Raw genomic sequence first — 14,777 nt, forward strand, 5'->3', positions numbered from 1 at the left:
CTCCGCTACTGAATATTTTGCTTACGCCAATTATCAATGGCTGTGGTTAATCTATTGGCGGGTGCCGCTTCTTGCCACTCATCCCAAAAATCGACAGTACCACTATTTGGCTTGTTTATTGGTTCATCTATTCTAATTCGACTTGGTAACAAACAAGCATCCCCAACAACCAATGCTTCACCTGTATCTAATGTAGGAAGTATATCGCTAAAGCCACCTAAACTATCCGGTAATAATTTTCTTACAACAGACTGATCATCAGAATTAGTCAATCGCATTGATATAAAATTACTGCACTGACTAAGCATTGTTTTATTCACTTCTGAAGGACGTTGGCTAATAACAACAAGGCTAACACCATACTTTCGTCCTTCTTTAGCAATACGTTCAAAAATAGCTAAAGAAATATCATCAGAAGCTCCTGTTGCACTTCGTTGAGGCATATACAAATGAGCTTCATCACACATCAATGCTACAGGATGTCTTAAATCAGATGGTGTCCACTGTTGTAAAGAAAAAGCAATTCTAGCAACCAAAGATACAATCAGAGGTAATATATCTGATGGTACTTCAGAGAAGTTTATTATTTTAATTCCCCCTGTGCCATTCTCTGCTGTACTGCCCATTAGCGCAGTTGTTAAATTTTCAAGCCAATTGAATTGTAATGTATCAGCGCCCCCTTGGAAGAGGAAACCAAGTCTTCTGTCAGACAGTTTGTTTTCTAGTCGGGCGATCATACGACTTAATTTGCCGTTGAACTCACCTGCTTTTGTTGTGTTTGGTTTAGCACCTGGTACTTGCTCTGTATTGATAGAAATGAGTTCTTCAATTAATAGCTGTATATCAAACGGTACGGGGCTATCTATCGTAAAATTATCAAGCACAGCTGTATGGCCGCCATCAGTAAGATATTTTTGCTTTGCTGCATTCACTTCTCTTGACATAATCATTGCTTGGTTAGGAGCATTTTGATCGCTTCGATCTACAAACATAGAAACCAGCGCTTCATATGATAACAACCAATATGGTAAGTAAATCACACCATCATTTAATGTGCGACCAGCTTCAATATCAGCAGGCCCTGCTACTTTAAAATGTTTAATTCCAGCTTGATTTAGTGGTTCATACTCACCATGCAAATCAAAAACTAGCGCATTAGCTGTCTCTAGATTTGCCATCTGTTCAATAATTTTTGCTGTTGTCCAAGATTTACCTGAACCTGTGCTACCGCCAATAAAAGCATGTCGCTGGAAAAACTTATTTCCATTTAAGTATGCTGTGGCTTGATTATCTAAGGTATATTGCCCAAGGGTTAAAGATGCAGCTTCATTGCCAACCCTAGATAGAATGCGCATGAAACCTGTTAAATTATCACCTTCTAAGGCAAAACAGTTTGCATCGATTTCAGGTACACTTTCTAAAGTTCTTCTAAATACATTTGACTCAGCACCATCACGGTTTAAGAATGTGCCAATTAATGCGACCTTGCATAAATTTAATTCATTTGGCTCTTCAGGATCATTACCATCTAATATTTCACCAGTTTTTTTCCTAGTAACCTGGCTTATTAACCCAATTAAATGTTGTCCTTGTTTACTACTCTGTAAAACGGCTAAACGATTTACTTGTAATCGTTTTAATAGCTCAGCGTTATCAACTTCTACAATTACTGTTGTTGTATCAACCGATATCACTTTACCTAAAGCGTCATGGTCGGAATAATTAAATAGTGGCATACTTCCTCCTTAAAGAATTAAATTTAAATAACCATGTAATGTCCAATGGTCTTCGTCTACTGTGATGGGCGTATCAAGCAATGATGAATATATGATTGACTCATCGTCAAGGGAGCCTCGCTCTATTGCTATATAGTTTTCAATGCCACTTTCAAATAAAAATTTCTTAGTTGCATCACTTAACTGATATGTTATTACTGTAATGCTGGCTTTTTCCCTCAAACATTTTTGAATGAGTTTTTCTTGTATGTGTTGATCGTTAAACCCAAATCCAATTGCCAAATAACTATTAGCACTTTCCATTGCATGATCAGCCTTAGCAATAATGGTTCGAAATGGCTCTAAGTGAGTAATACGATATTTTTCTGTTCCTGGTGTAACTATTTGAGGAGTAAAATCATTAGGTATTTCCGTAACGTTACCGAACCCTACAACTTCGCTAGTATTAGACTTAAACCAATCAAGCGACCCATGCACTTTCCAAATATTAACTACTCTCTCACACTGTAAGTATTCAGCCTCTTTTAGTAAGCGTCTAAAACCATGAGAAAAACCTGTATAATGGTGAAATCCTTCTTGTTCACATGAATACTCACCCAATCGATCATAGTTTGTCGTTATAATTTCAATAGATGTAGCGGTACTTTTAAAGTAGTCGGACAACAAGCGGCCTAAAGGGAAAAAATCACGTACATGCAAAGAATTATCAAAAACAGATAAATCTTCAGGCGTTATCAATGACCATGTATTTTTAACAACTTCTCCCGTCAACCTTTCTGACAAGTTGACTTGATGCAGTGCAGATTCTAAATCGACATTAGCATCAAGCAGAGCGACAAACTTATCCCATTCAATACATTCTTCCGGCTCTAAGGTGGAGTTATCCACGCTACTTTTAAGATGATCTGCTAATGCACCCATACCTGACATTCCAAAGGCTGCTGACGCTCCGCTGCCCAAGATAATTGCGGGAGATTGGGCATAATAACTTTGCGCCTGTTTGAAATAATCGAAAGTTGGCATAAATATCCTTATAACTCTATTTGTCCAGAAATTAATTTAGGTAACAGCATGTCGCGTTGTTGCTTAAGGTTTTCGTTTCTTTTTGAAAGATTGAAAATACTTTTAAACATCGGTTTAACCAATTCGGTAAATTCTTTCATTAACTCTTTAGGCGGTACTGGCAAATAGCATGAAGCAAAGCAGTCGTTATGGACACGTTGACGGCCTGTTGCACCAGTCATGCTTTGAATGGCGTGTTCACGGAAATTATTGCTTCGAGATAGAAGATAAATAAATTCTGAACTTAAATATTCGCTTTCGCGCAATACAATAAACTCAGTAGAGCCAAAACCTACGGGTTGCTCTGGTGTTAAAAACTGAACATAGCCCGTTTTACCGTTTTGTAGGCAAGGGGTTATCCTCGCAAACAAAGTATCTCTATTAATAAATTTTGCACCGCTGTTGCCTGTTTTTTCGATAATATCACCAATAACCATCGAACCTTCAGATAATCCACTCATACCAACAAACGGTTTTTCGCCATCTTTCACTAACTTAGTTTTAGGGTTAATAGTGATTGCTTCAGCAGCACTTTTAACTTCCCAACCCTCAGGGATTTGACCTAGTGGCGAATCGATGAGTTTTGGTTTGCCGTCTGCTTCAAGGTTATCTTCATGGTTTGGGTAGCGAAAATTAACAAACCATTCGCGATAAAGTGATTGCGCCATGTCTTCTAAAATAGCGATACGGCGATTGTTGTTTTCGATTAGGTTGTCGTAATTAGCTCTAGCTTTACTTATAAACTTCCTTGACGACTTGTCCGGGTACGGAATATCAAGATTGCCGATATCGACAGCACTAACATTAGGTTGACCTGCACCAGCTCCAAGAGAATAAAGCTGTTGTTCAAATTCATCTAATGCTAAAACGCTAAATAGATATTCGGCAACAGAGTCATCTTCAACCTTAGAGCGCACAATTCCAACACGTTGATTGACAATGTATTGCCCTTTTTGATTAATCATTTTACCAATTCGCCCTAAGCTACCTTGACCAGTCATAGCAACTAAAATATCTTCTTTTTGTAATAGATATTTTTTTAGCCTTTCAGTAACCAAATTATTAGGTAAAAATTGATCGCATTGTTTAGATACTATTTTATCATTTACGTTTTTAATTTTGACTACAGGGAGGCCTTCTTCGCCTAAGTCTTTACTCTTGAATGCATAGCCTGAAAACACTTCCGCGAGTTCATGTAACTTTTTGGATGCAAAAGTCATTACAATGTTCCTAAAACTTTTACTACATTTTCAGAAATAGAAGCTTCTAATCCATGTGCCTCGGCATTCAATACTTCTAACTCTTCCTGTAATACCGTTAACTTAATAGCAAAGTCTTCATCACTTTCTTGCTCGCCATCAGCAACACCCACATAACGGCCAGGGTTCAGGCTATAACCTTGTTCAATGATTTCTTCTTTAGATGCTACTTTACAAAGGCCTGCAATATCTTGATAAGTAAGTTCTCCATTTTCATTAGCAAAGAAGCTTTCTAGTCCAAATTTACTATCGTTACCTGCGTCAGGGTGAGTTTCAAGATAAGTATTATCAATATCTTTGCCACGGTATAAACGCACGATATTGGCGATAAAGTTAAGCTGCTCACTGGTGTAATCACGCACAGCACGAGTCACTTGACGGAATATATGGCGAGCATCAATAAACAATACTTTGTCTTTGTTATGCACTGGTTTGTTTTTATCTAAAAACCATAAGGCACACGGTAAGGTTACGGTGTAGAAGAAGTTGCTTGAAACGGCAATCATGACATCAACGCCATCTTCTTCAATCAGCTTTTGACGGATCTCTTGCTCTGAGCCTCGCGCATCACTAGCCGAGTTTGCCATGACAAAACCTGCACGACCTTTTTGGTTAAGTGCTGAGTAAAACATTTGAATCCACAGGTAGTTGCCATTGTCGTTGCGTGGCATCCCATAAGGGAAACGGTGTTTATCACCATCTAAACGGTCTTTTTGAATTTCATTCACGTTAAATGGAGGGTTTGCCATCACAAAGTCAAATTGACCGTATTGTTTACCGTCAATGACTTCACCTTTCGCTAGCTCGAACGGGTCTTCGTAATAAGAGTTACCTTCTCGGATATCACCTTGTAAACCATGAACAGCAAGGTTCAGCTTAGATAAACGAACGGTATCGCCTGTTTTTTCTTGCCCGAACACAGACAACTCATCAGAGGCATCTTTATTATGTTTTGCAACAAAATCGGCAGAGCTGATAAACATGCCACCACTACCACAAGCGGGATCAAAGACCTTACCGTGGTAAGGTTCAATTACTTCAGTAATTAACTTTACTAATGCTGAGGGCGTGAAGAACTCACCACCACCTTGACCTTCAGTTTTAGCAAATTCATTAAGAAAGTATTCGTAAATACGGCCAAATATATCTGAACCAAGGCTAAAGTCGATATCGTTAAAGTTTTTCAGCAAACTTTTGAGTATGTCGTTTTCAAAGCGAGTAAAGGTTTTAGGTAGTGCATCTTTAATGGCTTCGTTGTCTGCTTCTAGCGCTTTCATAGCGTTATTAACATTAACGCCTATATTTGAACCTTCAGGTAATGCTAATAAATTAGAGTAAAGCGCATCATCCGGCACATACATCGCACCCTCTGCTTGGATCTTCGACTTGATGTCTCCACCGCTACGGCGACGAGAGCTAGTTTGTTCTTCAATTTTATTTTTTGCTAACGTAAAACGGTATTCCGCATACTTGAGGAAAATTAACCCCAGTATTGGTCGGGAGTATTCTTGCGCAGTTAAGCCAGTGTTGGCACGTAATGAATCTGCTGCTGACCATAATCGTTTTTCTAATTCTTCTATCTTTTTAAAATCTGCCATTTTTATAATCCTTCTATAATTCCCTTTATCTAAGGGTAATGTATCAAATACGAGTTTAAATATAAGCCTATCTTATTGATATTTAGCGAGTAACAATGCCAACTTTTGTTGAGATTGTTCAAAATCAGCTTGATGGCTTTTTAATGTTTTTAGTTCTTGGACGATATCTAACTCTCTAACTTCAAATGTTCTCGCTATATATCTTGAAATACTTAGTTCATTATTTTGCTGTCTAATTTCAGGCATAAATACAGTTTTATAACGCTCGTCATCAGCAAGCTTTCCTGCCGCTAAATCAGCGATTAAAGCGGCATTTTCTTCTGAAATAGTTATACGATTTTTGTTGCTTGAACCTATTTCACTGGCGTCAACGAATACCACTGGTGAACCTGCTGGTTTATTTTTATTTAGCACCAAAATAACAGGAGGAATGCCTGTGCTATCTAGAACATTTGCGGGCAAACCAATGACAGTCTCTAGTAACTCGTTTTCTAGTAAATATTCCCTTACTTTTGCATCGTAACCACCCCGAAACAAAAAGCCTTGAGGTAGTAAAATGTAACCTTTACCCGTTTCATTTAATTTACTTAAGGCTTGTTGTATCCATAAACTGTCACCTGCGGATGCTGATACAGCATTACCTGTAGGCACTTGGATAAAAGGAGACTCCGCAAGTCTACGACGTTCATCAGCGCCAAATTTTAAAGAGAATGGCGGCTCCATAACTACAAGATCAAACTGTTGCTTATATCCAAAGGCCGACTCTAAAAGCGAGTCACCAGCAACTAGCTTAAAATCTTTACCTTCTAAGGTTAATAAACGATATGCAGTAACATAAGTGCTATGACTTTTTTCCTCTAGAAAAAGCGCCTCGGCATTTAAACTAGATGCTAACCTTGCTAAGCCACAAGCGCCGTCATACAAAGTTTTCTTACTACAGGCACCGACGAGAGCAGTGAAAACTCTTTCCATGTTCAAGTTGGCTGAATCTGCAGAGTGCCTGCCAAGTGTCTGAGAACTCAACTCTCTTAGAGCGCTAGCAAGAACATTAAAGTTTGTAATAGTCGCAATATAATTAACAACATGGTTAATTATCTTTCCGTCAATTCTATAATGCTCTGGTGCTGTGCATACTTCCGTTGGGTGCATCTCTTCTAGCACCTTTCCTGCTTCTATAAGCATGTCTAGCTGCTTAGCATGACCGCTATTTACAATGATTTGGAATGAATCAGGATTTTCTTTTGCAATAAAAGCCACATAAGAAATCAACTCTAATGTATGTGGTATTTCCATTGAGCCGCGACTACTGTCCATTAGATTCCATAACTGTTTTGTTAAACTTTCCATTACGCGGCCCCTTTCATAAGGTGACTGATACAAGCAGTGACAACTTTCTTTTGTTGTTCCGCTAGCTTAATTGTTGCTTGATAAGCTTGGTTACTTGCATTAAAGAGCTCAGCAATTTCATGCTGCTTACTTGGTTCTGGCAGTTCAATCTTCATCTTTTTGATGTTTGATAAGTTTATATTCTTAATTGTTGCGCCTGTACTAGTAGCATCTAACATGCTCTGACCAGTCACTGAGTTAAAGTAGGCTACAAGTACCTCGCCAAGTAATTCATTGTTGTTTGGTCTTAGTAAGATAAAGTTAGCAGATGCAATTACATTAAGTTTGGCAATATTTGCGGTTACGTAACCCGCTCTAATTGAATTGCCTTTTGCAAGAAGCACTACATCACCTTCTTGTAATAGAAAGCGCTGGATATTCTTACCGTCTTTTATTGTTACTTGGCTAAGATGTTGCTCAATAATTTCGCCGTTTAGGTTTACAGAGCTACCTGTTAGCAAATTTAACGCTTCTTGAGCACGGCTTTCGTTCTTTTCAAATAGTGCGTTAGTAGCACCGGTGGTTAATTCATTACATAACGCCTCGATAGTTTTCATATTAATCCCCTTTCGTTTTCAACCTACGAATTAAGTTGTTGGGGTGATATTAGTCAAAACAGAAGATTAGCGCAAGTAGTTTTTTGAATTATCTTAAATCGTACTTATAATACGAATGAAAAATGTTGTTTTGAAAATACAACAAAAATCATTGAACTATTGTATTTTTGTAGGGGATCTTCACTTATATAGATAGACATTTTTTATTTAGAAAGCGAAGCAAGGTGAAACATGTTATGAATAAAAATATCCTGATGAATTTAAGTAAATATCGCCCGTTTAGTATAAAGGCCAGACGTAAAGCTTTGCTCACGGACATCAAGAACCCTAGACTCAAATAGAAACAATGTTGAAGAAAAGGCTTACCAATTTTATGTCGTTAAGCTCTCATCTTATAATCGAGTCGCGAATCAGCTTCGTTCATTGCCCGCTTAAGTATAGAGATACCATTATTCAGTATAGGATTATCATCAAGCATTTCCTGATGTTTTCTTGAAGTTGAAAGAGCTGAATTCAATAGCATATCTAATTGCGACTCCTGAATAATGCGCTCAATAGTTTTAATATATAGCTTAGTTGTACTCAAACGAACATGTCCAAGATGCTGCTGCAATATGATATGCGCATCGGCAATCAGAAGCTGATTTGTGTGATTAAGTCCAGTCATCAGACCGTTATTCTTGATGTAACGATAAAGCATCTGCGTTACTCCAGTATGCCTCAAAGTATGAGGATGTGCCTGAAGGTTAAGCCTTTCTGCACATTCTTGCATGACTTTTTGGTAGGCCCTTACAGACACTGGTGTTCCGTTTTCCAGTAGCCAAGTTGGCTTTTCACTTATGCTTCGAGCAGAATTAATAGCGTGTTTAGTCTTGCAGTAATCATCACGGTACTTTTTCCATCGTTCATAGTATGCACCCCCTTCAGTAGGATTTTCATACACATTATAAAATACGTCCATCATAGTGACAGGGACAAGTAAGCTTAGCGTTTTGCCACCTTTAGCCAAATATTTTAATTTTTGGCTGGTAAGTTTATCTCGCTTCATTTCTAGGTAACTAGACCAGTTTGGATTTCGTTTATTAGGGCCAAGCGGGAAACAGTTTACTAATGCAGTTACACGGAGGCACGTAACTAGTTGTGTATATGCCATGACTGCATACACTTTATCGACCTTGAACATTTCCGCATACAGCAACCAAAACTGATCCATACTTAAAATACTGTCTTTATAATCGTCCTGACGTGTTTTCCAAGTATGATTTATAGCCGTTTCCTGTTCACCTACTTGGTCGCTGCAGTAGTTTGTATGAGATAAGAAATTATCATTCTGGTCCTGCTCCATCTTTACTTTATTTGTCTCTGGCATAAACATTTCATGCTCTACACCTTGCAATGTTAGGAATCGATAAAACTCTCGCCATGCTTTGACATACTGTTCGATACTCTCGCCTTTCCAGTCGCCCTGAAAATACATTGCATGAATTAGCGGCTTCATGTTGCCTTCATACGTTGCTGCAAGATAGTGAACTCCAGTTCTGCCGTCTGTTTGAGATTGTTCTGCGAGTCGGTTAATCAAGTAGCACACGCGTTGTATCGCATCAATTACCGTTTTAGTGGCGCATCTGCGGGTGCGGCTTTGATCAATTAACTTTGGATACTGATGCTTGCAGATGGCATATCTGAGTATTAGCGGATCTGGTTGATGGCTTTCTAAGTCTAAAACAAGCGGGTATTCAAGTTCTTTATCATTTAGAATGTAGACACTCATGCAAATAACTCAGTGCAGAATGAAGTTGAGATTATCTTGGGTGTCTCGTCAGTCATGCTCAGACCTCACAACAATCATCTCGTCAATATCTTCTTGCATGAGATTTGGAAACTCTATTTCATCAGCTTTTTTGAGAATTACATGATCATCCAATTGTTTCATCGATTCTCTGCGGTTATTACGGCTTTGCAGAATTGATGTTGGCGTCAGGAACACAACGGCACAAACACGAATCTGTTTTGAATTTCTGTATTTATTAATCTGTGACACCCATTCTAAACGGCTAAACTGCGTTAGGTTGGTTGCATCAATTACTACAGAGTGCAGATCTGGATAAAGATTCGAACGTTCTTTTGCCCAAGTTGACTTGCCTGAACAAGGGGGACCTACAAGCAAGTAAATTCGAGTAGGAAGCGAGCGACTTAATGCCTGTTTTAAATCATCTTTAGCTCTTTCCCATGCTTTCCGACGAACATTTTCATCTTCGAAAAGGTACTTGCCATTTCTCCATAGATAAGCATCTGGAGAGATAACACGGGTATCACCAAAAACAGTCCTTTCCGGCCTAGCCTCCATTGATGCTGTATGCACGACATCAATCATATGCTCGCTTTGCAAACGTGACCTCTTTCTCAATGCGGCGTTGTCGTTCTGTAATCCTGCTACCAATCTCTGCTGACTAATATAATCTTTCGCTATAGCGTTACGTTGTTCTTCAGCATCTTGCAAGTTGCCTCGAAGCTTATTGACGACTGTATCACCGCAAAAAACGTCAAAGTTATCTTGGAAGTCTTGAATTTCCTGACGTATTTTATGATATTTCGCCAGTGCAACTTTATCCTTAAGTTTATCTTTAACATAAAAGTAGGTGCGATTTACTCTTGCTCCTTCAAGAACCTTCGTTGCGCTTGCGTTAGTTTTTATACCAGAGGCAATAGCTTGCGCTTTTAATTTGCGGAATATTGTCTCAAGGTCAGCAACCCTTTGATCGTGTGTGCGGCTATCACGTTTCGATTTAGGCTTTTCGGTTAGGTTGGCGTTTATATTATCAGACATCGAAATATCCCTCAGACTTTATGTCACCGTACAAAGTACGTAGTGCCGGGCCATATTTTTTTCTGAAAGAAATTGCATCTGCGAGCATATTGTTCGCCATAATAATAGGGTAGTAAGTATCTACAAAGTGTTGTGCATCTTCATCCATATCTCGTGTTTCATCAGTGCATTGTCGTAATACATTCGTATACCAGTCAAACTGCTCTAATAATGGTATTGAATGCGTTTTGGTAGCGAGAGCGTCTGGACAGTCAAGACCGATACACTGAGATGGATTTGGTAATTGAGGAAGGGCGCTAAACATAGCGCGGCTCACACCAGCTCTGTCTCTTTCTGCTTTATTAATGTTTGTAGCGCAAGGACTATCAGCGCTATGATTAGTAGCTCTCATACATATTACGCCTACAGGCGTAAGTAAAGTCTGGGTTTGTTCATTGTTTATATCATTCAATATTATTTCAACTAACACATCAATTAACTTTCTATGAACTTGCATTTCATTCAAGCTTTTATTCTCTAGTCGTATCTTTGTTTCTAATTTTTTGGCCCCCGCAAGTAACTCATCTCCTTTGGTGCCAGCAACTTCTTTATTTGCTATAGACCTAGCGATTTGATGTGCAGTGTTAGAGTGCATTCTTTCGAGTTGCTGCGCCCTTTGTTTCTTGACCAAGACGTTGTGGTGGATATATTGATCTGGCATTAAGTTGTTAGAATGCCCAAAGAGCTTTTTCAATATCAGCACGGCTAGCACCGAATGACGTCCTATATACCCTGCCAACGTAGCGCGGATGCAATGGGCAGTGCCTTCATCCCCATCGCCAAAGTCAAGATTTACGTTGAAATGACTGGCAAAAGCTTTAAGTCTTGTATTTAAGGTATTTCCGCCCATGTGCGGATTTTTAATACCGTCATATGTATCGTTGAATAAAAATACTTTGATTTGAATTAGCACGTTTGCCTCTAATGGACGCAGCCAATTAAGTAATTTAATAGCTTTAACAGCTGGTTCACCGACTGGAATTAATATAGTGTTTTTAGTTTTTTTTAATTCGGCCCTAACGTACCAAATTTTGAATTTAGCAGAATATTGAAGACAAGTAGTCGAATCAAGTAATCTAATATCGACATTTCTTAGCCCTGTACTCATTGCCAAGATCCATATTGCGGCAGTTTGAGTCAGTTGAAAAAAATCAGAAAACCATTGCTTCAGGATTGTGTTGTGCATTAGCTTAGCAACGGGCCTGTTTACTCGATTTTTAGCTGAGATTGGATGTAGTTCATCGATATAGTTTTTGTGTTCTATCATCAGCTTATTGAATTCGTTATCGTAATTTATAAGTTTTACACATTGGCAATGAGTAGAAGTTTTTCTGACTTCTTTTACTGCATTCAAAATACTTACTATTGGTGCCTTTAAATCGCTAGGTGTGAGTTCTATTAGATCTTGTGTGGCGTTATTTGAATTTATTGGAGTGGTTACGGTAATACCATCTAAAAACTTCATAGCTGGCTCAATTATTCCCGCTACAGTCTCATCTGAAAACGGTGAAAAAGGCTTTTTTTCTTGTACAAGGTTGTGACGTTCTTTTTGTTGTGTAAGCCACTTTGAATAGACTATGCCTTCTAGAGTCCACGGTGTAATAAAACCGCTAGCAAAAAAATGAAACCCTTCTTCAACTCGCATCTGCGTTTTTTCGAAATAGTTAAGTATTCTTGGAGTAGCTTCACCAGATCTGCTGTTATCTATCGCAATTTTATCCAATACAAGAGTAATGTCATTCGCTTCTAATGATACTAATCCCAACCACGGTGAGTTTTTTGTCGCTTTTAGAATTGGAGCTCCATATGCCTCTAGAACAGGAACAAATTGTGACATGAAGCTGGTCATCCCACCCACAACAGATTTGTAAGCCATTTGTTCGACTTCAATCAAGTAAACCATTAGTGCCTTTAAATAAACTTGCATAGGAAGGTAGTATTTAGGGTTTAAATGTTTCCCCCAGTGAATTCCAGTGTTGTCTTCATCGTCTAAAGTCCACTCTTGGTCAATAAATTTGTTATTTCGAGTAAAGTTGATTGGTTGCCCTTCGTATTTAAGAATAATTGAATCTAGCACTTCCCATTGTTTCTTGCCCTGTTCAAAACGATTTGTATTATGCTTTTCAACCTCAAATGGTTTTTCGTGAAAGTCAATCATATCGTTCTTCCTTATAAAATTGCGGGCAATAATGGTTTGTTATTAAGCATTGCGTTATTGGCAATTTGGTAACTTTGTTCGATAATCATTTGGCCATCTGGGTGCATACGTTCAAATTTTACCAAACAATCGAGTGCAATAGCTTTTCTGTCTGCTAACAATGCATCAACAGGCGAGGCAGTTTGTTCATACTGCAATATTCTGTAGCAAATCCTTGGGATATGTTCAGCGTAAACCTCGCTTCTTTCGCAACCTAAGCATAAGTCATATTGCTTGCACCTATTCGCAATAGGTACGTCATGACTAGGTTTTGTTGGATCTTCACAGTCACAGAGGTACACAGGAATCCTAGTTGACGAATCCTTACTGGTCTTGTTACTACATACTTTACCTTTAAAAGTAATCGCATCTTCCAGCATTTGATTTGTAAGAGCAACGACAGCACTGCTGTAAATTAAATGCCCAACACCCGTTTTCATCAAGTAAGAAAAAATGGTTGTATCAAAGTTTTCATGGCTAAGTGATTCTCTTAATCGTCTTTCCAATTCCTGCCCACTACCTACTTCTTCAACTATTTTAGCAAGACTAGCTCCTGCAAATGATTTTCGAATTTTTGTCGTAGCGATGCTACTTAATTCTTCACCACTATCCGTTACTATTTTATAAACACTAAAGAAATCTCTATTTGCATTTCCGAAATGCATGCCAGAGTAAAATAAATCATTACCTTGTTCGGCAAAAATATCCTCGTACATTTTTAGTATTTGATAAAGATACGAATCGACCGGAACTCTTATGTCTACTTCCTTTGCTGGCGCAACACCAGTTTTCTTTTTGATCCCCGTTAAGCGAAGCACTTGCCGCTTAGAAATGGTCTTTGCATCAATGCCCAAATTTACATCATATCTTTTTGTCCAATGCACTTTCCCGTAGAAGCGTTTCAATGACAGCGCAACTTCTAGGTTGATACCTGTTTGGATAAGAATTATTAATATAATTGCAAATTCGTTGATAGGGGCTTTCATCAAAAGCAATTTTTTGTAGTCTCTAAATCCTTTTCTCTCTGCCGGCGCTACAGATAGATTGGTTGGTTCATATAATTGTGCTATGTGAGAAAGGTAATCACTAAATAAGCCCTTCCCAAACTCTCCCCTATGTTGTCTCAGACTATTAATTTGATTAGTTATACTTGTCCTCCCTTTGGCTCCATCTCTGACTATAATGAGCATATTTAGGTGGAGAAGCTCTATCGCTCGCTTTCGGTCGCTGTCATATAACCGGCGTATTCTCGAGCCTGCACGTCTTCCCTCTAGGAATTTCTCTTGGTAAGGGTATGCCGTTGGATATGTATCGTTTAGATAACAACCTATCTTTGCTAATGACTCAGCGTTTGCTTCAAATAACTCTTGTCGCCGATTTTTCATTAACTCTATACGATGCATTGCATAGCCAACTATTTGAAAATGCTCTCGTTCTGAATATTCGGCTAATGAAAATGCCGAGTCCTCATCGAGCAAGTTACTGGTCGGCTTAATAGTGCTTTCCAATATCCTCTTTTTTTTCAATGAATAGTGAAGTTGTTTCCACTCAATGCGTGGATGCAAGGAAAATATTGGCTTGAAATAACTAGCTCTTCGTTTTATTTCTTTTTCAAAACCCAGAAAAATTTTAGTGTTAAATTCCGATATATCAGTTATCGGTGATTTTTCATTAAGGTAATCCATAAATGCGCATACTTGAATCATCGCATTGCAAATTGCGCTATATGAGGGAAGCTCCTGCTGAAGCCAAAGTGCAAAAGTTCTAGCCACTTCTTTTGAAAGACGTTGAGGTATGTTTAACCTCTCAGAAACGATCCAACTTGATGATTTCATACCCTTGCAAATACGCATGTTTTTTTTACGAGAGTTCACCATATGGTCGCCATTTACTTCGAACCATACTTTGAATGCTCTAGTATCATGCGGAGTTTGGATAATAACGAACGGCTCGTATGCTGGAAATTCACTGTGAACTGTGGGCACAGATTTTGAATCTATCGCTTCTGTCACTTTCAATTGCTTATCTTTTTTCTTTGCCATGTATCTTGTTTTCTAATATTCGTACTTACTATAGATATTTAGTAGGAGACAAAGGAAAAGTCAAATAGTATCCT

At 38.5% G+C, this 14,777-nt stretch carries 10 protein-coding genes; all 10 read right to left on the reverse strand.

Annotation, left to right across the window (positions count from 1 at the left end):
• Positions 1-5 precede the first annotated feature (5 nt).
• The 10 genes from AB9H30_RS11430 to AB9H30_RS11475 all read right to left on the reverse strand — a co-directional run bounded on the left by AB9H30_RS11430 (position 6) and on the right by AB9H30_RS11475 (position 14,703).
• Positions 6-1,736 carry an ATP-binding protein gene (locus tag AB9H30_RS11430; RefSeq protein WP_371194800.1) on the reverse strand — a complete coding sequence of 577 codons (1,731 nt, stop codon included), beginning with the start codon at positions 1,734-1,736 and terminating at the stop codon, positions 6-8.
• 9 nt (positions 1,737-1,745) lie between these two features.
• Positions 1,746-2,759 (reverse strand): SIR2 family protein, encoded by a 1,014-nt coding sequence (locus tag AB9H30_RS11435; RefSeq protein ID WP_371194801.1) that lies wholly within the window; start codon positions 2,757-2,759, stop codon positions 1,746-1,748.
• A gap of 8 nt (positions 2,760-2,767) precedes the next feature.
• The gene (locus AB9H30_RS11440; RefSeq protein WP_371194802.1) at positions 2,768-4,018 is read right to left on the reverse strand and encodes a restriction endonuclease subunit S; all 1,251 of its coding nucleotides are present in this window, start codon (positions 4,016-4,018) and stop codon (positions 2,768-2,770) included.
• Positions 4,018-5,655: an N-6 DNA methylase gene (locus AB9H30_RS11445; protein ID WP_371194803.1), complete on the reverse strand. Its 1,638-nt coding sequence runs from the start codon at positions 5,653-5,655 to the stop codon at positions 4,018-4,020. Before AB9H30_RS11445 ends, AB9H30_RS11440 begins: the two co-directional genes overlap by 1 nt.
• Positions 5,656-5,727: 72 nt before the next feature.
• Positions 5,728-7,002: an N-6 DNA methylase gene (locus AB9H30_RS11450; RefSeq protein WP_371194804.1), complete on the reverse strand. Its 1,275-nt coding sequence runs from the start codon at positions 7,000-7,002 to the stop codon at positions 5,728-5,730.
• Positions 7,002-7,598 (reverse strand): restriction endonuclease subunit S, encoded by a 597-nt coding sequence (locus tag AB9H30_RS11455; RefSeq protein ID WP_371194805.1) that lies wholly within the window; start codon positions 7,596-7,598, stop codon positions 7,002-7,004. Before AB9H30_RS11455 ends, AB9H30_RS11450 begins: the two co-directional genes overlap by 1 nt.
• A gap of 379 nt (positions 7,599-7,977) precedes the next feature.
• The gene (locus AB9H30_RS11460; RefSeq protein WP_371194806.1) at positions 7,978-9,369 is read right to left on the reverse strand and encodes a hypothetical protein; all 1,392 of its coding nucleotides are present in this window, start codon (positions 9,367-9,369) and stop codon (positions 7,978-7,980) included.
• A gap of 48 nt (positions 9,370-9,417) precedes the next feature.
• Positions 9,418-10,425 carry a hypothetical protein gene (locus tag AB9H30_RS11465; protein WP_371194807.1) on the reverse strand — a complete coding sequence of 336 codons (1,008 nt, stop codon included), beginning with the start codon at positions 10,423-10,425 and terminating at the stop codon, positions 9,418-9,420.
• Entirely contained in the window at positions 10,418-12,622 is a 2,205-nt protein-coding gene (locus tag AB9H30_RS11470) for a hypothetical protein (protein ID WP_371194808.1), read from the reverse strand. The genes AB9H30_RS11465 and AB9H30_RS11470 overlap by 8 nt, the downstream gene beginning before the upstream one ends.
• Positions 12,623-12,633: 11 nt before the next feature.
• Positions 12,634-14,703 (reverse strand): hypothetical protein, encoded by a 2,070-nt coding sequence (locus AB9H30_RS11475; RefSeq protein WP_371194809.1) that lies wholly within the window; start codon positions 14,701-14,703, stop codon positions 12,634-12,636.
• Between the last annotated feature and the right edge of the window lie 74 nt (positions 14,704-14,777).

Source organism: Glaciecola sp. SC05 (genome assembly GCF_041380235.1).
In the GTDB taxonomy this organism is placed as follows: domain Bacteria; phylum Pseudomonadota; class Gammaproteobacteria; order Enterobacterales; family Alteromonadaceae; genus Glaciecola.